The sequence below is a fragment of the Actinoallomurus purpureus genome (assembly GCF_024055795.1).
GTDB classification, from domain to species: Bacteria; Actinomycetota; Actinomycetes; order Streptosporangiales; family Streptosporangiaceae; genus Actinoallomurus; species Actinoallomurus purpureus.
This window is the reverse complement of the sequence record NZ_JAMXMY010000009.1, coordinates 292,502-311,882: the sequence shown is the minus strand read 5'-3', so window position 1 is coordinate 311,882 and position 19,381 is coordinate 292,502. Positions and strand designations below refer to the sequence as shown.

The 19,381-nt window shown below is 70.2% G+C and carries 17 protein-coding genes; 11 read left to right on the top strand and 6 right to left on the bottom strand.

Annotation, left to right across the window (positions count from 1 at the left end; translation table 11 throughout):
* Nucleotides 1-4 precede the first annotated feature (4 nt).
* The gene (locus NE236_RS19125; protein WP_252843377.1) at nucleotides 5-1,240 is read left to right on the top strand and encodes an MFS transporter; all 1,236 of its coding nucleotides are present in this window, start codon (nucleotides 5-7) and stop codon (nucleotides 1,238-1,240) included.
* A 150-nt stretch (nucleotides 1,241-1,390) separates the two neighbouring features.
* Here the strand turns inward: NE236_RS19125 and NE236_RS19120 are convergent, their stop codons facing one another.
* Nucleotides 1,391-2,239 carry a phytanoyl-CoA dioxygenase family protein gene (locus NE236_RS19120; RefSeq protein ID WP_252843376.1) on the bottom strand — a complete coding sequence of 283 codons (849 nt, stop codon included), beginning with the start codon at nucleotides 2,237-2,239 and terminating at the stop codon, nucleotides 1,391-1,393.
* Nucleotides 2,240-2,333: 94 nt separating this feature from the next.
* Between NE236_RS19120 and NE236_RS19115 the strand changes: the two genes are divergently transcribed.
* Nucleotides 2,334-3,164: a helix-turn-helix transcriptional regulator gene (locus NE236_RS19115; RefSeq protein ID WP_252843375.1), complete on the top strand. Its 831-nt coding sequence runs from the start codon at nucleotides 2,334-2,336 to the stop codon at nucleotides 3,162-3,164.
* A gap of 220 nt (nucleotides 3,165-3,384) precedes the next feature.
* Here NE236_RS19115 and NE236_RS19110 read toward each other — a convergent pair whose 3' ends face one another.
* The gene (locus NE236_RS19110) at nucleotides 3,385-3,960 is read right to left on the bottom strand and encodes a Uma2 family endonuclease (RefSeq protein ID WP_252843374.1); all 576 of its coding nucleotides are present in this window, start codon (nucleotides 3,958-3,960) and stop codon (nucleotides 3,385-3,387) included.
* A 132-nt stretch (nucleotides 3,961-4,092) separates the two neighbouring features.
* Complete coding sequence (locus tag NE236_RS19105) at nucleotides 4,093-5,103, bottom strand: AF_0692 family protein (protein WP_252843373.1); 1,011 nt, start codon at nucleotides 5,101-5,103, stop codon at nucleotides 4,093-4,095.
* A gap of 550 nt (nucleotides 5,104-5,653) precedes the next feature.
* Here NE236_RS19105 and NE236_RS19100 point away from each other — a divergent pair.
* Entirely contained in the window at nucleotides 5,654-6,427 is a 774-nt protein-coding gene (locus NE236_RS19100; RefSeq protein WP_252843372.1) for a PIG-L family deacetylase, read from the top strand.
* A gap of 71 nt (nucleotides 6,428-6,498) precedes the next feature.
* The gene (locus NE236_RS19095) at nucleotides 6,499-6,756 is read left to right on the top strand and encodes a GyrI-like domain-containing protein (RefSeq protein WP_252843371.1); all 258 of its coding nucleotides are present in this window, start codon (nucleotides 6,499-6,501) and stop codon (nucleotides 6,754-6,756) included.
* Nucleotides 6,757-6,778: 22 nt separating this feature from the next.
* Here the strand turns inward: NE236_RS19095 and NE236_RS19090 are convergent, their stop codons facing one another.
* The 3 genes from NE236_RS19090 to NE236_RS19080 all read right to left on the bottom strand — a co-directional run bounded on the left by NE236_RS19090 (nucleotide 6,779) and on the right by NE236_RS19080 (nucleotide 11,939).
* On the bottom strand, nucleotides 6,779-7,459 hold the full coding sequence (locus NE236_RS19090; RefSeq protein ID WP_252843370.1) for a YceI family protein: 681 nt from the start codon (nucleotides 7,457-7,459) through the stop codon (nucleotides 6,779-6,781).
* 444 nt (nucleotides 7,460-7,903) lie between these two features.
* Nucleotides 7,904-9,364, bottom strand: a complete 1,461-nt coding sequence (locus NE236_RS19085; RefSeq protein WP_252843369.1) for a benzaldehyde dehydrogenase — start codon at nucleotides 9,362-9,364, stop codon at nucleotides 7,904-7,906.
* 85 nt (nucleotides 9,365-9,449) lie between these two features.
* Nucleotides 9,450-11,939, bottom strand: coding sequence for an ATP-binding protein (locus tag NE236_RS19080; protein WP_252843368.1), 2,490 nt, complete (start codon nucleotides 11,937-11,939; stop codon nucleotides 9,450-9,452).
* Between the two features lie 288 nt (nucleotides 11,940-12,227).
* On the opposite strand from NE236_RS19080, the gene NE236_RS19075 reads away from it, so the two are divergent.
* From NE236_RS19075 to rpmG, 7 genes are all read left to right on the top strand, one after another.
* On the top strand, nucleotides 12,228-13,007 hold the full coding sequence (locus tag NE236_RS19075) for an SAM-dependent methyltransferase (protein ID WP_252843367.1): 780 nt from the start codon (nucleotides 12,228-12,230) through the stop codon (nucleotides 13,005-13,007).
* 35 nt (nucleotides 13,008-13,042) lie between these two features.
* On the top strand, nucleotides 13,043-14,449 hold the full coding sequence (locus tag NE236_RS19070; RefSeq protein WP_252843366.1) for an FAD-dependent oxidoreductase: 1,407 nt from the start codon (nucleotides 13,043-13,045) through the stop codon (nucleotides 14,447-14,449).
* A gap of 181 nt (nucleotides 14,450-14,630) precedes the next feature.
* Nucleotides 14,631-15,737, top strand: a complete 1,107-nt coding sequence (locus NE236_RS19065) for a cytochrome P450 family protein (protein WP_252843365.1) — start codon at nucleotides 14,631-14,633, stop codon at nucleotides 15,735-15,737.
* A gap of 447 nt (nucleotides 15,738-16,184) precedes the next feature.
* On the top strand, nucleotides 16,185-18,329 hold the full coding sequence (locus NE236_RS43640) for a mannosyltransferase YkcB-related protein (protein WP_289850581.1): 2,145 nt from the start codon (nucleotides 16,185-16,187) through the stop codon (nucleotides 18,327-18,329).
* A complete protein-coding gene (locus NE236_RS19050) occupies nucleotides 18,232-18,960 on the top strand; it encodes an FAD:protein FMN transferase (RefSeq protein ID WP_308209118.1) in 729 nt (242 codons plus the stop codon). The genes NE236_RS43640 and NE236_RS19050 overlap by 98 nt, the downstream gene beginning before the upstream one ends.
* On the top strand, nucleotides 18,960-19,106 hold the full coding sequence (locus NE236_RS19045; RefSeq protein WP_252843363.1) for a hypothetical protein: 147 nt from the start codon (nucleotides 18,960-18,962) through the stop codon (nucleotides 19,104-19,106). Before NE236_RS19050 ends, NE236_RS19045 begins: the two co-directional genes overlap by 1 nt.
* 65 nt (nucleotides 19,107-19,171) lie before the next feature.
* Nucleotides 19,172-19,336, top strand: coding sequence for a 50S ribosomal protein L33 (rpmG, locus tag NE236_RS19040; protein WP_252843362.1), 165 nt, complete (start codon nucleotides 19,172-19,174; stop codon nucleotides 19,334-19,336).
* Nucleotides 19,337-19,381: the final 45 nt, after the last annotated feature.

The window sequence follows — 19,381 nt, the reverse complement described above, 5'->3', positions numbered from 1 at the left end:
CGCGGTGCCCTTGGTACTGCGACGCCTCGTTCCCTCCGCCTACCGGCCGGTGCTCGCAAGCCGGGTGTTCCGGCGGCTGATCCTCGGCTTCACCGTCTCGTACCTCGGGGACGGGATGAGCTTCGTCGCGGTGGCGTGGCTGGCCATCGAGCTCGCGCCGCAGGCAACCGCAGGGCTGTGGGTCGGCGGCGCGGTAGCCGCGTACACGATGCCGGGCGTGGTCGGCGCGCTGGTGTTCGGTCGCCGGCTGCGCCGGGTGCCGGCCAGGCGGCTGCTGCTCGTCGACAATGTGGTGCGCGGCGTGTTCCTCGGCGTCGTACCGCTCGCCTGGCTCGCAGGGCTGCTCACGCCGCCGCTGTACGTCGTACTGCTGGCGGTCTCGTCGCTGCTGCACGCGTGGGGCAGCGCGGGCAAGTACACCCTGCTGGCCGAGCTGCTGCCCGACGAGCAGCGGCTCGCCGCGAACACCCTCGTCAGCTCGCTCAACTTCGCTGCCACGATCGCCGGGCCCGCGATCGCCGGTGTGCTGGTGACGTACGTCGGCTCCGCGCTCGTGCTCGGCCTGGACGCTCTCACCTACGTGTTCCTCGCCGTACTCGTCGCGCGCACCCGCCTGCCGGAGTCAGGGGACGTCTCCCCCGTCGACCAGGCGGCCGCCCGGGGCGGGCTCGCGTTGCTGCGGTCCCATCCCGAGCTGCTCGGGTTGCTGACGCTCACCTGGTTCTTCAACCTGCTGTACGGCCCGGTCGAGGTCGCCCTGCCGCTCCACGTGACCGACGACCTGAACGCACCGGGCACGCTGCTCGGCCTCTACTGGATGCTGTTCGGCATCGGCGCGGTGCTCGGCGGGCTCGCGGTCGGCGCGCTGCGGCAGCTGCCGCTCTGGCCCGTGACGGTCGTCATCGTGGTCGGCTGGGGGCTCTCGCTGCTGCCGTTCGGGTTCGACGTGCCGACGGCCGTCACCGTCGCGTGCTTCACGCTCGGCGGCGCGATCTACGGACCGTTCGTAGCGCTCTCAGTGACGCTTGTGCAGGCGAAGGCGCCACCGCAGCACCTGGCCGCGATGCTCGCAGCCCGCAGCGCGGCGTTGCTCACCGCATCGCCGCTCGGCACGGCACTCGGCGGACCGCTCGCCACGGCGCTGGGCCCACGAGCGACGCTCGGCGGCTCAGGACTCGCCACCGTGGCGCTCGGCACCGTCGCGTGCGTCCTGCTGCTGGCCCGGCGCAGAAACCAGTGAACGCGTCAGAGGCCGTCGGGTAGCCGGGTGACCACGCCGCCGGCGTCGGATGGCCGGTTGCTCCAGCGGACTTCCGCGCCTGGATCCTGCGCCGTCTCGAGGTGTTCGACGACCACCCCGCCGAGCGCTACCGGCAGCTCCTGGCCATCATCAACGGCCGGCCGATCCAGCCGACGCCGACCCCGGCCTTCGACTGGTTCCTCCAGGCGCTCCGCGCGACCCGATAGCGCCGAAACGTGGGAAGTGCTCGTCGGGCAGCGGGCCGCCCACAGTGAGGCCGAGCGGGTCGGTGACGGGATGCGAGGGTTCGGCGGCGAAGGTCACATCGGCGTCCACGTAGATCACGACGTGTGCGACGCGGGGATCGTCGGTGAAGTTGGGGGTGGCGGTGTGTGCGAGGCGGGCGTTGTGGAACGTGCAGTCGCCCGCGCGCAGCGGCACGGTCACCCGCCGCTCCCAGACCAGCTCCGGAGCCAGCCCGAGCAGGTCCGCGCTGTCCGCGAGGTCCTGCGGCCTCAGTCCGTCCAGGTGCTGAGAGCCTGGAATGAAGGTCATGCAGCCGCGCTCGACGGGGACGTCCACCAGCGCGATCCAGGCCGAGAGCGCATGCCGCGCCCCGGCATGCGGCCAGTACGGCTGGTCCTGGTGGAACTCGGTCGCGGCTCCGTTGCGCGGTTCCTTGATCAGGAGCTGGTCATGCCACAGCCGCAGCGGGACCCCGGCCAGCCTCGTCGCGAGGTCGGCCAGGTCCGGGTTCAGGGTCAGCTCACGCAACGTCTGGTCGTGCTGCCACAGTTGCAACAGCTGGGTGAAGATCGATCCGGAGTGATGGTCGGTCAGGGCACGCCGGGCGGTCATGGCCGCGTCGGCGAACCGCTTGGCCTCCTGGGCCGAGATGACCCCGGGCAGGTGGATGAAACCCTCCCGGCGGTAGGCCGAAACCATCTCGTCGCTGAGGTCGTCCGGTGTGGTGCGCGCGTGCTGAGTGCCGATGTCCATACTGGTAACCGTCGCTGTCTTGGCGGTCCGGCGGCTAGCACAGGAGCGTCAGGCCCTAGCACAATCTTGCTGTCCGGAGGCGTGAGGAGTGTCGATGCACCGCGTTCGGCGAGCCGATGTCCTCGCGCCGGGCCGTCCACCGGTCGTTTTCGAGCGGCATGAGTTGCAGCGCGATACCGAGGCCCACGGCCATGACTTCATCGAGCTGGCCGTGGTCACCGCGGGCGCGGCAACGCACGTCTCGGCCGGCGGTGAGTGGGCCCTCGAGCGTGGATCGGCGGTGCTGCTGCGCCCCGGGGACTGGCACGGCTACCGAGACTGCCGTGGGCTGGTGGTGCACAACGTCTACGTCGGCCCGGAGGTGTTCCGGCACGAGCTGGCCTGGCTGCGCGCGGAGCCACGGCTCGGCCGGGTGCTGAACACCTCCTGCCCTTCGCTCCAGCTCGATGCCGCGACGCTCCAGGTCGCCGAGGCAGGTTTCGCCGCGCTGAACGATGATGCGGCCGGAGTGGCGCATGCCGTACGGGTGGGGCTGCTGCTCTGCGTGCTCGGTGGAACGACCGCCGCCCTCCCCCCGGTCCCGGCCGGTGACATGCACTCCGCCGTACCTGCGGCGGCACGACTGCTGGAAGACGACATCCAGCACCCCTGGACTCTCACCGAACTCGCCGCCTCGGTGAACCTGTCGCCCTCCTACTTGGCACGCCTGTTCACCGCGCGGTTCGACATGCCGCCGATGACCTATTTGGGCAGGTTGCGTGCGGAACGCGCCGCAGCGCTGCTGATCGAGACGGAGCTTTCTGTCGCGGCGATCGGCAGGATGGTCGGCTGGTCCGATCCGAACTACGCCAGTCGCCGGTTCGGGCACTTCTTCGCGTTCAGCCCGACGGCGTATCGCGACCGTTTTCGAGCGGCAGGCCCGTGATGCGCCGCGCCCGGCGCCACCCGGCGCGTGCGACGGCGGGGATCCCGTCGTGCGCGGCGAAACAGGTGACCAGACCGATCAGGAATCGAGAAGCGCCGGTCACCGAGCCGCACCTAGCGAACTCACCCCGCGATGACTGCATACGCCCGGGTTGCGGATCGCAGGCTTTAGCCACGTTCCGCGACCTGCCGTCCCGGAAGACTCTGTCCCAGTGACCCGATCAGAGGCGGCGGCCGAGCAGCCTCGCCGGATAAAACTCGACCGGGAACGGCTCGGTCAGCTTCACGATCTGCCCGGCGTCCGCATGCGCGACACTGACGTAGGCGCCGTCACGCAGGCTCAGCACCTCGACGTACGGCGGGTTCGCCCCGATCAGCTCAATCCGGAGGAAGACGGGGATACCGGCGGCCGCATAGATCCGCGGCTTTTCGTGATAATCCCGGCGACGGTTGCCCTGGCTGACGATCTCCACCACGAGATGGGTCTGCTCGGGCTGCAACGCAGCTGCCCCGGCGAGCAACACATCCGCATCACCGACCACGACATCGGGAATCGCAACCTCGGTCGCCGTCCGCACCCCGAACGCCTCGACCACCTCAAGGTCTTCGGGTGCCGCGGCCGCGAGTAGCGTGCGCAACCTGCCCGCGCAGATCTGATGGTTGGACAAGGGCGTGGGACTCACCACGAAACTCCCGTCGATGAGCTCGATCCGCTGCCCGATGGTCTCGGGCAGGTTCAGCCAGTCCTCGACGGTGTAGTGGTCATGCGGCGCATCTGCTGGAAGCGGCATGGCCATGCCTTCTTCACCTCCACGCATGCTTCAGTGTGACACAACCAGACGCCCACCCACAGTGACGACTCGGTCACGTTGGGGATACGGCGATGATAGCCAGACCTATGCCGGAGCCGCTGGCGTTTCGAAGATGGATCAGTGCTCTTCGACTACGGGAGCGGTCGTACGTGCGGCGCGCGACCGGCGGGCCGCGTACACGACCAAGAGGATGGCGCCCAAGGCCAGCACGACGTTCATGACGTAGTCGCCGGTCCTCTTGGGACCGGACTCGGGCCGCATTCCGATGCCGGTCCACGCGTAGGTCAGGAGCGCGCCCGCGGAAAGGGCGAGGCGATGCGCCCGTCCCCAGCCCCGCTGCCGGGACCACCGGCCGCCGATCACGGTGATCGTGACGACGAGCAGCGAGACCGCCGCGGCAACGTTCCACCAGCCCGGTAGCTCGGCGGTGAACAGGAACGCGCCGGAAGCGACGAAGGCGACGACCCCGACGACCGCCGGTCGAGGAGCGGTGCCGGGAAGCGCGCCTGCGGGTCGCCGGCGGAAGGCCACCACGACGAGGACGGCGATGACGGCCACGGTCCCGAGCAGCTGCGCGGGCGCGGCGAAGAACCGCTCGTCGTGATAGCTGCCCCAGGTGACCGCCACCACCCCGACGGCGAAGAGGGCGGCGGTGGCGCCGAGTCCCTTCCGGCCCAGCCAGGGCGCATCGGCGCGTTCGGGCACCAGCGCCTCGATCAGCGCGATGCCGACGTTGGTGCTCCACACGGCGTGCATGGTGAGGACGCCGATCGTCAGCCAGCCGCCCATCCCGAGGGCGGCGACGTACGTGTCGCCCATCTCGTCGTTTCCGGCGTAATACCGGTGGAACAGCATCTGGTCCGCCAGGCCCTCCTCGACGAGCCCGTACGCGAGGCCGAGGATGAGCATGGTCGTCGGCCCCCGCCCGGCCCGCCGGGCGGTCTCGCGGATGAGCAGGGCACCGCTTCCGTACATGAGGCCGAGGAGGGGCAGCGCGACGACCGCCTCCCCGAACCGGAGATTGCCCAGGAGCAGTTCCCCGATCGCCGGGGCGAGGAAGAAGAGCGCGATGGCAGGAGCGACGCGCCGCCGTACGGAGGAAGGGGCGGTGGCCGATCGCCCGCTCATTTCCGCTCCTCCGACGAGCGGCGCTTCCCTGCGGTCTCGATCCCTCATGGCGACGATCGTGCCGAGCCGGTGACCGTCCCGGATAGCGCCGACAGTCTACCCGTGCCGTCCGCAGGTCGACGCGCGCACGCCGGAAGTCGAAGGCACCCCGCGACCTCCGGCGCACCTCCCGCCCTTCGTGATCGTCGAGGGTTTTTGCTGCTCCAGCTGCGAAAGCCCTCGACGATCACTGATCTAAGCCGCTCACGCGACGCGGGCGCGGGCGCGGGCGCGGGCGTTCGTACCAGGGCGGCCGCCTGCCGGGCGGTATCGAGGGACGCCCGGAACGGGCCCACCGCCTCCTCGGCTTCCGGCACCGGCACCGGCACCGGCACCGGCACCGGCACCGGCACGATAAGCGCTGTCTGGGTCGGTTTCATGCCGCAGTCTCCGACTGCCTAGAACCGCGATCCAGTGGATTTCACTCCGTAGATCGATGGACGCCATCCTCCGACGTTCCGTACGCATCAGCCCTACGATCATGATCGATCGGACGGTCGGGAGGGGCACCATGTCGGACGCCGGACTGTTGTGCGTGCACGCGCATCCGGATGACGAGGCGCTGTGGACGGGCGGAATCCTGGCCCGCCATGCGGACGCCGGCGTTCGTACCGGGGTGGTGACCTGCACGTGGAGTGAGGAGACGCGCCGGGTCGAGGAGCTGAGTCGTTCGCTGTCGATCCTCGGCGCCGGGGAGCCACGCCTGCTCGGGTACTCCGACGCGGGGAATCCCGATTCGGGGGCGGAGGGGAACGGCGCGTTCGTCGCCGCGCCGCTGGATGAGGCGGTGGGACGGCTGGTCGCGCACATCCGGGACTTCCGGCCGGGCGTCGTCGTCACCTACGACGCCTACGGCGGTTACGGGCACCCAGACCACGTCCAGGCGCACCGCGTGACCCTGGCCGCGGTCGAGGCGGCGGCCTACGCGCAGCTGTACCCGGATGCCGGCGAACCGTGGCGGGTGCGGGCTCTGTACCTCGTGACCGTTCCCCGCTCGGTCGTCCTCGCCGAGTGGCAGGAGCTGTTCGGCGGCCCGCCCGATCCCGGGCAGGTTCTGCCGGGGACGCCCGACGAGCAGGTCACCACGACGGTGGACGTACGGCCCTGGGTGGAACGCAAGTGGCGGGCGTTCCAGGCGCACGAGTCGGAGGCCGAGCGCGGCGCGGGGCCCGCGATGTTCGCGGGCGTGCCCGGCGAGGTGCGCGAGCGGCTGCTCGGCACCGAGTGGTACATCCGCCGGGACCTCGCCGCGCCGCACCCCGCCGACCTGTTCGCCGACGACTGACGCGCCGTCCTACTGCGCCACCGCGGGCGAGCGACGATCTTCGTTCCCGGCCCATCGGCCGGATCCGGCCGGTGGGCCGGGTCACCTCCCTGGTGATACCCGCCGCCGAACTGGCGGTCATCACCCATCCGGGACCACCCGCCGACGTCGACCGCGCCTACGGGACGCCGGCCACCTACGTGGCCCGCCATGCCCTGGCCGTCGACGGCCCCATCCGCGAGTACTACCTCGTCGGCCGGCGCGAGACCGCGGACACGTCGCGATGGCGGACCGAGATCGGCCGGCCGGTCTTCCGGACGGGCGCAGGCACCCGCCCGGAGACCGCCTGACGCCGAACCGGCGCGCGACCGGTCACTTCGTGAACTTGAGCAGGAACTCCACCTGGCCGTTGTCCTGGGTCTGGATGGGTCCGAAGCTCGGGTTGGCAATCTTCCAGTCGGCGAATTTCACCGGGATGGACCCGCTCACGTCGAACACGCCGGGCGCGGTACGGGACGCGGCGACGTCGAAGGTGACCTTCCTGGTCTCCGCCTTCAGCGTCAGGTCCCCGGTGGCCTTGGCCGTGACCTTCGCGCCGACCGCCGGGACGCCGCCGAGGTCGATCGGCTGGGTGAGCGTGAAGGTGGCCTTCGGGTACTTCGCCGTCTCCATGATGCGGCCCTGGAACTGCTGGTCGCGCCGGTCCTTGTCGCTCTTCACCGTGGTCAGGTCGACGGAGAACGAGCCCTTGGTCGCCTTCGTCCCGGCGATGGTCAGGTCGCCGGTGACGCCGCTCGTACGCCCGACCGCCTCGGTGTTCTGGCCGAACAGCACCTCCTTCACCCGGTAACCCGCCTGCGAGCCCTGGCCGGTCTTCCAGGTGCCGTCGGCGGACGCCGCCGCGCCCGTCGCGGCCTGCGGCGAGGACGAGACGGTCAGCGGCGCGGGCGCCTTGTCCTCGATGAAGTGGATGTAGACGAACGGGCCGCCGACCACGAGGACGACGGCGGCGGCCGCCCCGATGAGCAGCAGGCGCTTCCAGTGACGAGTCATGGTCCCTCTTGATCTCCTGGCGATTCCCGCGTGGACGCGCGCCATCTCACCAGCGGGGAATCAGAGAATTTTCAGAGGCCTCAGAAGGGGTAGCGAGCGATGTCACACTTGCCGATCGTGGATGGCGGCGGACCTTCCAAGTCGTATATCAACAACACAGATCCCACTGAGGGGAAATCACCATCGCCAGGGACAAGAACGGCAACGGCGGGAACAAGGACGGCAACGGCGGGAACGAGGACGCCGAGCGCCAGCCCGACCCCGTCGACGAGACCGCGTGGCAGATCTTCGTCACCACTCGGAAGATAACCGGCGACCCGGACAGGGCCGTGCACGCCGCGCATGGCTGGCCGAACTAGGCCCGGCGCCTAGCTGTCGGCGTTTCGCCCCAACCACCGGCCTTCGCGCACTGCGCGGAGGCCGGACCTTTGACAAGCCGAGATCTCAGAAGGGGTAGCGGGCGATGTCGCCCCGCATCGTCACCCACTGGGTCTCGGTGAAGGCCTCGATGTTGGCCGCCGCGCCGCCGAAGCGGGCGCCGGTACCCGACGCGCCGACGCCGCCGAACGGGGCGACCGCCTCGTCGTCGACGGTCTGGTCGTTGATGTGCACGATGCCGCTGGGGATGCGGTCGGCCAGGTCGAGAGCCTTCATGACGTCGCGGGTGAGAATGCCGAGCGACAGTCCGTACTCGGTGCCGGAGGCCAGTTCGGCCGCCTCGTCGGCCGAGCCGAACGCGCTGACGGGGGCGACCGGGCCGAAGACCTCGTTCGCGTACGCCGGGGTCTGCGGGGTGACGTCGGCGAGGACCGTCGGGCGGTAGAACAGCCCCTCGTACGTGCCGCCGGAGGCCAGGCGCGCCCCCGCCTCGACGCTCGCCGTGACCAGGGCGTGCACCCGGTCGCGCTGACCCTCGTCGATGATGGGGCCGAGCGCGACCTGCTCGGTCGCGGGGTTCCCGACGGGCAGGGCGTCGGCCTTGGCGGCCAGTCGCTCGACGAACTCCTCGGCGATCCGCTCGTGCACCAGGTGCCGCCCGGTCGTCATGCAGATCTGGCCCTGGTGCATGAAGGAGCCGAACGCCGCGGCGGACACCGCGAGGTCCAGGTCGGCGTCGTCGAGGACGATGAGGGCGGAGTTGCCGCCGAGTTCCAGGTGGGCGCGCTTGAGGTGGCGGCCCGCGGTCTCCCCGACCGCGCGGCCGGCGGCGGTCGAGCCGGTGAAGGAGATGATCCGGACGTGCGGGTCGGCGACGAGCGCTTCTCCGGCCTCGGCGCCTCCGGGCAGCATGTGCAGGACTCCGGCGGGCAGCCCCGCCTCCTCCAGGACGCGGGCGACGACGACGCCTCCGGACACCGCCGTACGGGGGTCGGGCTTGAAGACGACGGAGTTGCCGAGGGCGAGGGCCGGGGCCACAGAACGGATGCCGAGGATGAGCGGGAAGTTGAAGGGGGCGATCACTCCGACGACGCCGGCGGGCACCCGGCGGGCGAGGCTGAGTCGCTTCTTGGTGGTCGGCAGGATGTCGCCGAGGGGCTGGGAGGCGAGGGCGGACGCCTCGTAGCACTCCTGGGCGGCGATGTGGGTCTCCAGTGCCGCCTTGGGCGGGATGGCGCCGGTCTCGCGGACGATCCATTCCTCGATCTCGGTGGCGTGCCGCTCGAACAGCAGGCCGGCGCGGCGGAGCACCGCCGCACGCTCCTCGAACGAGGTGGCGGCCCAGCCGCGCTGGGCCTTGGCCGCCTGGGCCGCGGCCCGGGCGATGTCCTCACGCGCGGCGATGCCGGTGCGCCCGAGCTCGGCGCCGGTGGCGGGCTCCACGACGGGCGCGTCTCCCCCGGACGGCTCGTACCAGCCGTCGCCGGACACCGAACCCGCCCAGGTCTTCTCGTCGAGGAATCCCATGGGTGCACCTTTCGTCGTGTTCAAGCCGTCCATCGCAGGCCACGTCGGCGGGCTGATCCCGCGGGGAGCCGGCGGGCCGCGTGCCTCAGGGAAGGCCGCGGTCCGACCGTGCGGGAAGACCACGACGCGATGGGGAGGGAACCGCCCCGTCGCTCGGGACGCGTTGCCGTTCGACGATCCATTTCGCGATCTCCGTTCGGCTGTTGAATCCGAGCCTGCGGAGGATGGCGCTCACGTGCGACTGAACCGTACGCGGGCTGAGGAACAGAGCCGAGGCGATCTGTTTGTCGGTCCTTCCCTCGGCGATCAGTTCGGCCACGGCCTGCTGTTTCTCACTGAGCGGCGACTTGACGGCTCGCGGCGGTGACGGCGCGTCGGCCCGCGGAGCGGAGGGCTGGCCCAGCGCCAGGTCGACGACGGCGTCGACATCCATCTCCATGCCGTAGCCCTCGGTGACGTCGTATGCCTCGCCGAGAGCCGCACGCGCCTGATCGGCGCACGCGGCGTGCGCCCGTGCCCAAGGGCGCAGACGGCTGATCGTCACGCCCAGCGTCTGCTGCATGTTCTGCGCCGCGCCGAGGAGCAGAGCGGCCTCCTCGAAATGGCCACGGGCGCCGGCGGCCCAGGCCAACGACTCAACGCACCAGGTCGACCCCCATCGGTCGCCCATGTCCCACTGCGCGCGCAGCGCGGATCTGAGCATCACGACGGCGGTCTGCGGGTCTCCGTGGCGGAGCTCCGTCACAGCGCGGGCCCACTGCGCCCAAGTGATCGCCCAGGGGGCGCCATGGGCATTCGTATCGGCCAAGTGCCGGTCGGTGACGGCCACGGCGTCCGTCTCGGGCGCGATGAACGCGGCCGCGATGGCGTGGAACATCTCCGCCATCGGTACGGTGCCGGGATCGTCCGCGGCGGCCAGGTCATCTCGCGCCTTGGCGAACAGCTCGGGTGTGGCGGGGTCACCACGCAGGAACAGATCCGCCGCGCCGGTGAAGAACGCGTAACCGGCCAGCGCGGCATCCGCCTCACCTCCACCGGTCACCCGCGACGTCAGAGACCGACAGCGATCCAGGAGATTCTCGGCGTTGGCCTGGTCACCCAGGCACAGCGCGATCCAGCCCGCCTTGGCGAGTACGGTCAGCCGGAGCGGGTCCTCGGCGTTGTTGCGCGCAAGAGCCTCATCGGCCCGCAGCAAGGCCCGCAGCCCTTCGCCCAGTGATCCGCCGAAGAACCACAGGCGCAGGGTCGTCAACGCAACGGCGATCCTGGCTCCGTCCTCGGCCTCCTCCAGCGTCGTGGCGGCGGCACATCGGTCGAGGACGGCCCGGTAGTTGGGAAGGTCCTGGGCGGCCTCCCACAGGTAACGGGTCTCGTCCGGCCCGTACCAACGCCGGCTGAGATGGCCGGCACGGTGGAGGAAGTGCGTCCTGAGCCTGCGGTACGCCGCCGATTCGTCGCCGGTTTCGGGTGCGGGCCGATCCGGCGGGGACGCCGGCTCGTGTTCCTCCCGCGAGGACAGACGGGCCTGCCCGTATTCACGCACCGTCGAGAGCATGGCGTATCGGGTGGGAATCGAGTCGGTATCGGCCACGAGGATGTTCTTGCCGACCAGTTCGCGCAGAATCATCGGCACCTGGGCGGCGTCGAGCGTTCCATCCGAGGCGACGGCCACCGCGGCGTCAACGGTAAAGCTGCCGGCGAACACGGCCAGTCGCGTCCACAGCAGCTGCTCGGCCTCGGAGCACAGCTGGTAGCTCCACTCGAAGCTGTCCCAGAGAGTTCGGTGATGGGCTGGAGTGCCCACCTCTTTCGCCAGGGCCCTGAGCCGGAACGTCGACAACAGCGACACGATGTCGGGGAGCGACATCACACGAACGAGAGGGGCCGCGAGCTCGATGGCCAGCGGGATGCCGTCCAGCATCCGGGCGAGGCGTGCCACGTCAGCGGCGTTCTCAGCCGTGATCACGAAATCCGCCCGCGCCGCGCCGGCTCTCGCTTCGAAGAGCCGCACGGCCTCGTACTCGGTCGTCACGGCCTGGGGATCGGCGGGCACGCTCAGCGGCGGGACGTCCAGCAGGTGCTCGCCCTCGCATCGCAACGGGAGCCGGCTGGTCGCCACGATTCGTAGTTCAGGGCACGCTCGCAGGAGGCGGACCACGAGGGGCACGAGCGCCTCGATGAGGTGCTCGCAATTGTCCAGCACCAGCAGGAGCGCCCGCTCGGCCAGCGCCGTGATCAGGACATCGCCGAACTCACGCGTCGACACATCGTCGATGGGCAGCGCGCCCACGATCACCCTGCCGACCGAGGGCGGATCGACGAGCGAGGCGAGATCCACCCACCAGACTCCGTCGGGATAGGCCCGGCGTGCCTCATTCGCAAGCCGCATCGCGAGCCGGGTCTTGCCCGTTCCGCCACCGCCGGTCAGGGAGAGGAGCCGCACCTGGGGGTCGGCGAGCTTCGCCTTCGCGGTGGCGAGCAGCTCTCTCCGCCCGACGAAACTGTTCAGCTCGGCCGGAACGTAGCCGCCACGCCATCTACTCTCGGCCCACTCCACCACCGACACCGCCCACATCCGGTCTCACCACGACCCGGTCAGGGTCCATGTCAGATCAGGAGCTCATCGTAGTGATCTCAGCACCGATCCGATACGGAAACCGGCCTATCCGGTCGTTCCGGGCCGAAGACGGGCGGGTCTCCGCCGGTGATACCGTCCGCCCTCCGTACCGCCGGCGGTTCCGTATCGAACTCGGTACAAGTACGGATGCCAGGGGGACCTCCGCGATCACATCCTGTCCAAGTGCATCCAGCCCCGCCGACACTCTGGCACGACGGCCGACCGACTCAGAGAAGCCATCCCCGGGTGACGTCCGCGACGGCATCGATAGCCCGCGTGATCGACTGCCTGCTGGACGGCAAGGACAACTTCAAGGTCGACCGGGAACGGGCACGAGAAGCCATCGAAGCCGACCCGGCGATACGGCAGATCACCATCGAGAATCGCCGCTTCTCACGACGCGTCGTTCAACACCTCGCGAGTGACTGCGGCATCGAACAGTTCGTCGAGGTCGGAGTGGGGTTGCCGGCGGCCGAGAACGTCCATCAGGTCGCACAATATGTCACCCCAAAGGCCCGGGTGGCCTATGTGGATAATGACCCGATCGTCGTCGCACATGGACAGGCGCTGCTGACCGATAACGATCAAATCAAGGTCATCAACGCCGACCTACGGAACCCCGAAGGAATACTGAGCCATCCGGAACTCATCAAGCTCATAGACCTGAGCAAGCCGGTCGCGATGCTGCTGACCCCCGTACTCCACTTCATCTCCGACGATGATCGGCCGGACGAGATCATGGACACGATCCGTGCCGCATTGGCGCCGGGCAGCTACCTCGCCATTTCACACGCCTGCCCGGAAATTCATCCGGATGAGGTGGACGGCGTCATGAAGGTCTATCGGAGCGCCATCCCGTCGGCCACGGCACGCGACAGGGAACGCATAATGCGTTTCTTCGGCGACTTCGACATCGCCTCTCCGGGGATGGTATGGATACCGTCCTGGAACCCAGAGATATCGATGACGCCCGCCGCGGCAGAACGCATATGGCATATCGGCGGTATCGCCCGGAAGCCTGGCTGATTCCCCCCCCGTCATGATTGATGGAGCACACGCGCATGAGCAGGAAATCGTCCCGGCGTTTCAGGGACCTCGGCACTTCACAGCCGCCGGCCGACAGCAGGGTCATTCTGCGGCGCGCCGTCGTGATGGGCGGCAGCATCGCCGGCCTGCTCGCGGCACGGGTACTGAGCGAGCACGCCGACCAGGTGGTGGTCCTCGAACGGGACGACCTCGAGGCGGCCCACGAGGGGCGACCTGGAGCGCCCCACAGCTCGCAGGTGCATGTGCTGCTGCACGGCGGCCGGGTACAGCTGGATCGCTGGTTCCCCGGATTCTCCGACGACCTGCTGGCCGCGGGCGCCGTGCTCTCCCGCGACGGCGCCATCCGCATGTACGTCAACGGCGCCGCCAAGGCGCCCGTGTCCGATGAGATCATCAGCGCCAGCCGTCCATTCCTGGAAAGCCATGTTCGCGCCAGGACGCTTTCTCTGCCGAACGTCCATTTCATACGGGCGCAGGTGCGCGAGGTGACCTTCTCCGGGGACCGGGTCTCCGGTGTGCGGTGCGCCCTCGCCGGCGAGCCCGCCGACGAGATCAAGAACATGGCCGCCGACCTGGTGGTCGACGCGATGGGCCGATCGAGCCGACTGGGTGACTGGCTTGACCGGGCCGGCCTGCCGCGTCCGGCCATGCGGCGCATCGGGATCGACCTCAACTACGCCACCGCCGGCTTCCGCCGAGGCGGCGGTCCCCCCGGGGCCACCACCGTGCAGGCGATCGTTCTCCCGCAGGAAGGGCGCCAGGCGGGGACCAGTGTCCTGACCGCGGTCGAAGGGGACCGCTGGGCCGTCTTGTTGTCGGGCTTCGCCGCCGACCGCCCGACCAGGGACCCCGATGACTTCCGGGAGCGTTGCCGACGGCTGCCGCCGATGTTCGCGGAGGTTGTTGATGAGTGCCAGATGAGCGGCCCGGTCGCGACCTACCGGCAATCCGACGCCAGGCGACGTGATTTCCATCTGATGCACCACCTCCCCGCCGGGCTGGTCGCCGTGGGTGACGCCGTGGCGTCCTTCAATCCCATCTATGGCCAGGGCATGTCGTCGGCCGCACTGCACGCATCCTGCCTGTCGGCCTATCTGAGGTCGGTGACCTCGCTGTCGGAGCCCGCCCGAGACTATTTCGAACTGGTCCGGCTCGTCGTCGACGCCGCCTGGCAGACGTCCACCCTCAACGACCTGGCACTGCCACACGTCGACGAACCGTACCCGCGCGGCTACCGGATCGCGCGCCGGATAAGCGACCTCATATTGGAGGCGTCCATCACCGACGCGGAGATCAATCGCCGATTCCTGCAGGTAACGCACATGCGAACTCACCCCAGCGATCTCATCCGGCCGGGAACGATATTCCGCGCCGCCCGTATTACGCGATCGCGGAAATCCCGACAACGGGTTCCGAGCTGACCGAATCCCTCCCCCCCGCCCCGACAACCAGGAGTCGCACGTGCCCACTATGCCTTGGGGATCGAGCCAGAGCACGTCACTGAGCCCTCCCGCACACCCGGTTCGTGTACGGCTCTTTGACCCGGAATTCGCCGCCGACCCTGCGCGTACATATACGTGGCTTCGCCAATACGGCGATGTGGTGCCGGTCGAACTGGCACCCGGTGTTCCCGCCACGCTCATCATCGGATACGCGGCCGCGCTGGAGGTGCTGCGCGATCCCAACACCTTCCCCAAGGATCCACGCCGCTGGCAACAGCGCATTCCCCGGGACTGCCCGGTTCTGCCGCTGATGATGTACCGGCCGAACTGCATGTACACCGATGGGATGATCCACTCTCGGCTTCGGCAGGCGGTGACCGACGGGCTGGGATCCGTCGACCCCAACGTGCTCCGCGAGCATGTCGAGCACAGCGCCGAAGCCCTGATCCGTGAGTTCCGCTCCGCGGGGAAGGCCGACCTGCTCAGCCTGTTCGCCCGGCCCCTGCCGCTCATGGTCCTCAGCCGGACCCTCGGCTGCCCGCCCGTCCTCAGTGAGCAGCTCGCCGCCGGGTTCAAAGGGATCTTCGACGGCGTCGACGCCAAGCGGGCGAACGCCGTGCTGACACATGGCGTGGCCGAGCTCATCGCCCTCAAACGTCGTGACCCCCAACGGGATCTGACGTCTCGGATACTGGCCCATCCGGCGGGCCTGTCGGACGAGGAGGCACTGCACCAGGTCCTCCTGCTCATGGGAGCCGGCGCCGAGCCGGAGCAGAACCTCATCGCCAACACACTGCGGCTGATGCTGACGAGCGATCGGGTCGCCGGTGACGTCTGGGGCGGCAACCTGCTCATCGAGGACGCACTCGACGAGCTCCTGTGGACGGACCCGCCGATAGCGAACTTCGCCTTCACCTATCCCGACCGGGACGTCGACTTCCGAGGGGTTCGCCTGCCTGCCGACCAGCCGGTGGTCATCAGCTTCGCCGCCGCCAACACCGACCCGTCCACGGCTTCCGGCAACAGGGTCGGCAACCGTGCCCACCTGGCATGGGGCGCGGGCCCGCACGCCTGCCCCGCCAAGCGGCCCGCGCAGCTCATCGCCACGGTGGCCATCGAGAAACTACTCGACATGTTGCCCGGTATCGAGCTTGACGCATCGGTCACCGAGCTGGACTGGCGGCCAGGCCCGTTCCACCGGGCTCTGACCACCCTTCCCGTGCGCTTTCCCCCAGTATCCGGAGGCCTGTCAGCTTCTCGGCCCTGAAAGACCGAGCTTGCAGCTAGAGCCTCACTGGCGGTGAGGTGATCTGCCGCGTCCCGGCCATCAGCTTCGTGGGCTGGTGGCCGGGACGTGTGACAACGACCTTCACGGGATGTGGCCATGGCATCGCTTTATGTCACATCGCTGGAAGCTGGTCCTCGCCCCTCGCCGTCATCAAGCAGCACATCGGCAACCAGAAACGCCCCGCCCGAGTGAGACACCGTTCCGACGCGACGCTGCGGTGCTCCGCGCCGCAGGGCTCGGGATGCGATTCCTCCCGGGCCTGAAGCTGAAGGCCCGGGGTTCCTCGCAAGAACCCGCTGAATCGGCCGGTCGCCGGAGGTTCATCGAGCCGGCCACGGAGAGCGGGCGGGTGACGCCGACCCGATTCTCACGCGGCTTTAATGGACGGCTCAGGCACCCCCAACCTCAGCCGCCGACCGTGGTCGCATGACATCGATGACCTCCGGTCCGCCCCGGCAGGCCGACACCGAGCGGAGCGGCCCGGCCTCCATGGCCAGGCGCCTGCCGTACCGCCGGCTGTTCCGCGGCGACTCCGGCGACCCTGCGTGGGCGCGTCCCGCTCTCCTCGGCCTGCTCACGGCCACCGCGGTGCTGTACGTGTGGGGACTCGGCGCCTCCGGCTGGGCGAACTCCTTCTACTCGGCGGCCGTCCAGGCGGGAACGCGCAGCTGGGAGGCGTTCTTCTTCGGATCGTCCGACGCGGCGAACTTCATCACCGTGGACAAGACGCCCATGGCGCTGTGGCCGATGGAGCTGTCCGCCCGGATCTTCGGCGTCAACGCCTGGAGCATCCTGGTGCCGCAGGCCCTGATGGGCGTCGCGACCGTCGGCGTGCTGTACGCGGCGGTCCGCCGCTCCCTCGGCGGACGCGGTGACCGGGTGGCGATCGGCGGGGCGCTGCTGGCCGGCGCGGTCCTCGCGACCACCCCGGTCGCCGCCCTCATGTTCCGCTTCAACAACCCGGACGCGCTGCTCGTGCTGCTCCTCACCCTCGGCGCGTACGGGCTGGTGCGCGCGCTGGAGACGGCGAGCACCCGGTGGCTGGTGTTCGCGGCGTCGTGCGTGGGGCTCGGCTTCCTGGCCAAGATGCTTCAGGCGTTCCTCGTCGTACCGGCGTTCGCGCTGGTGTACCTGCTGCTGGCCCCGGCGCCCGTGTGGCGGCGGATCCGGCAGCTGCTGCTCGCCGGTGTGGCGCTGGTCGCGGCGGCGGGCTGGTGGATCGCCGTCGTCGCCCTCGTGCCGGCGGGCTCCCGCCCGTACATCGGCGGCTCGCAGCACGACAGCGTGCTGGAACTGGCCCTGGGCTACAACGGCATCGGCCGCCTGAACGGCGACGAGACGGGCGGGCTCGGCAACCTGAACCAGGACGCCGGGTGGATGCGGATGTTCGGCGCCGAGCTCGGCGGCCAGATCGCCTGGCTGCTGCCCGCCGCACTGATCCTGCTGGTCGCCGGTCTGTGGCTGACACGGGGCCGGGACCGCCGGAGCGAGTTCGCCGGGTTCGCGCTGTGGGGCGGCTGGCTGGTGGTAACCGACCTGGTCTTCAGCTTCATGCAGGGAATCTTCCACGGCTACTACACGATCGCGCTGGCCCCGGCGGTGGCGGCGCTCACCGGCGTGGGCGCGGCCGTGCTGTGGCGGGAACGGCGCCGGCCGGCCGCCGCCGTCACACTGGCCGGGGCGGTGGCGGTGACCGCCTGGTGGTCGTACGTCCTGCTCGGCCGGACCCCCGACTTCCTGCCCTGGCTACGGATCGTCGTGCTGATCGGCGGCCTCCTCGCCGCCGCGCTGCTCGCCTCCGCCGGTCGCGCCCCGCGCCGCCTGCTCGGAGCGGCGCTCGCCGTCGCGGCCCTGACGGCGATCGCCGGCCCGGCCGCGTACGCGGTCGAGACAGTGGACACGCCGCACACGGGAGCGATCCCGACCGCGGGGCCGTCGTCGGGCGGGCCGGGCGGAAGGCCCGGGTTCGGCCGGGGCGGCTTCGGCGGCATGCGCGGCGGTCAGGGCGGCCGGGCGCAGGGCGGGGCCTTCCCCGGCGGCGGCTTCCGTGGTGGGGGCTTCCCCGGGGGCGGGTTCCCCGGCGGCACGCAGCAGGGCAACGGCAACGGGAGCGTGCCGCAGCAGCCCGGTGGCGGAAACCTCCAGGCACCGGGCGGAAACCGCGGCGGGGGCGGGGGCGGCATGGGCGGCCCCGGTGGGCTGCTCAACGCCGTGAAGCCGAGTGCCGCGCTGACCGCGCTGCTCAAGCAGAACACGCGCTCGTTCACCTGGGTGGCGGCGGCGGCCGGGTCGAACAACGCCGCCGGATACCAGCTCGCGACCGGCGAGCCGGTCATGGCGCTCGGCGGGTTCAACGGCACCGACCCGGCGCCGAGCCTGCAGCGGTTCCAGCAGTACGTCGCCGCCGGGAGGATCCACTACTTCATCGGCGGGTCGGGCACGGGCATGATGCGCGGCGCGAACTCCAGCGGCAGTGACGACGCCCAGCAGATCGCGACCTGGGTGCAGCAGCACTTCACCGCCAAGACCGTCGGCGGCGTCACGGTCTACGACCTTTCTCAGGCACGTTGATCCGGCGGCTCATCCGCTTCTCACGTTCACCAAGGACTGGCGGTCGATCGAGATCCTCCCGGCGTCCACCACCGTGGCGGTTCCACACGGGCTCACTCTCGACTTCGGCGCCGTCGGCAAGGCGTTCGCCGCCGACCGGGCGGCCGCCGAGGCGAGCGCGGCGGCGGGCTGCGGGGTGCTCGTCGCGCTGGCCGGCGACATCGCGGTGGCGGGATCCGTGCCCGTGAACGGCTGGCCGGTCCGCGTGGCCGACGACCACCGGCTGAGGCCTGACGGCGGCCTGCCGCCCGGTCAGGACATCACACTGCGTGCCCCGGGCGGGCTGGCCACCTCCTGCCTGACGGTGCGGACCCGCCGCATGGCGGACGGCCGCACGGTCACGCACATCGTCGACCCGCGGACCGGCATGCCGGCCCGCGGTCCGTGGCGCACCATCTCGGTGTCGGCGAGGACGTGCGTCGACGCCAACGCGGCCACTACCGCCGCGCTCGTGCGTGGCCACGGGGCGGGCGGATGGCTGGCCCGGCACGGGCTGCCCGCCCGGCTCGTCCACGCCGACGGCTGGGTGCACACGATCGTCGGCTGGCCGGACGACCACAGCGAGCGCCCCGGCGTGAAGGTGGCCGGGTGATGGCCCTCTGGCACGCCACCCGGGCGTTCGGCCTGGCGTCGATGGTGCTCCTCACGGCCGTGACGGTGTTCGGCCCGCTCGTCGCGGGCCGGGCCGGCCCGCGAACGGGAGACCCGCGGACCGGACAGTGCTCCCATCAGGAATAACCGGGAACGGTTTTCGTTATCAGGAGTGGTGCGGACCGACCGTACCGATGAGAGGAGAGCCCACCGTGGCAAGGAACACGCTCCGGCCGGTGCTGAAGCTCCGGTCCACCGCCGGCACCGGCTACACCTACGTGACGCGGAAGAACCGTCGCAACGACCCCGACCGGCTCACGCTCAGCAAGTACGACCCGATCGTCCGGCGCCACGTCGCCTTCCGCGAAGAGCGTTAGCCCTGGCCCTGCGGCCGCGAGCCCCGGAGACGAATGAGGCCTGCG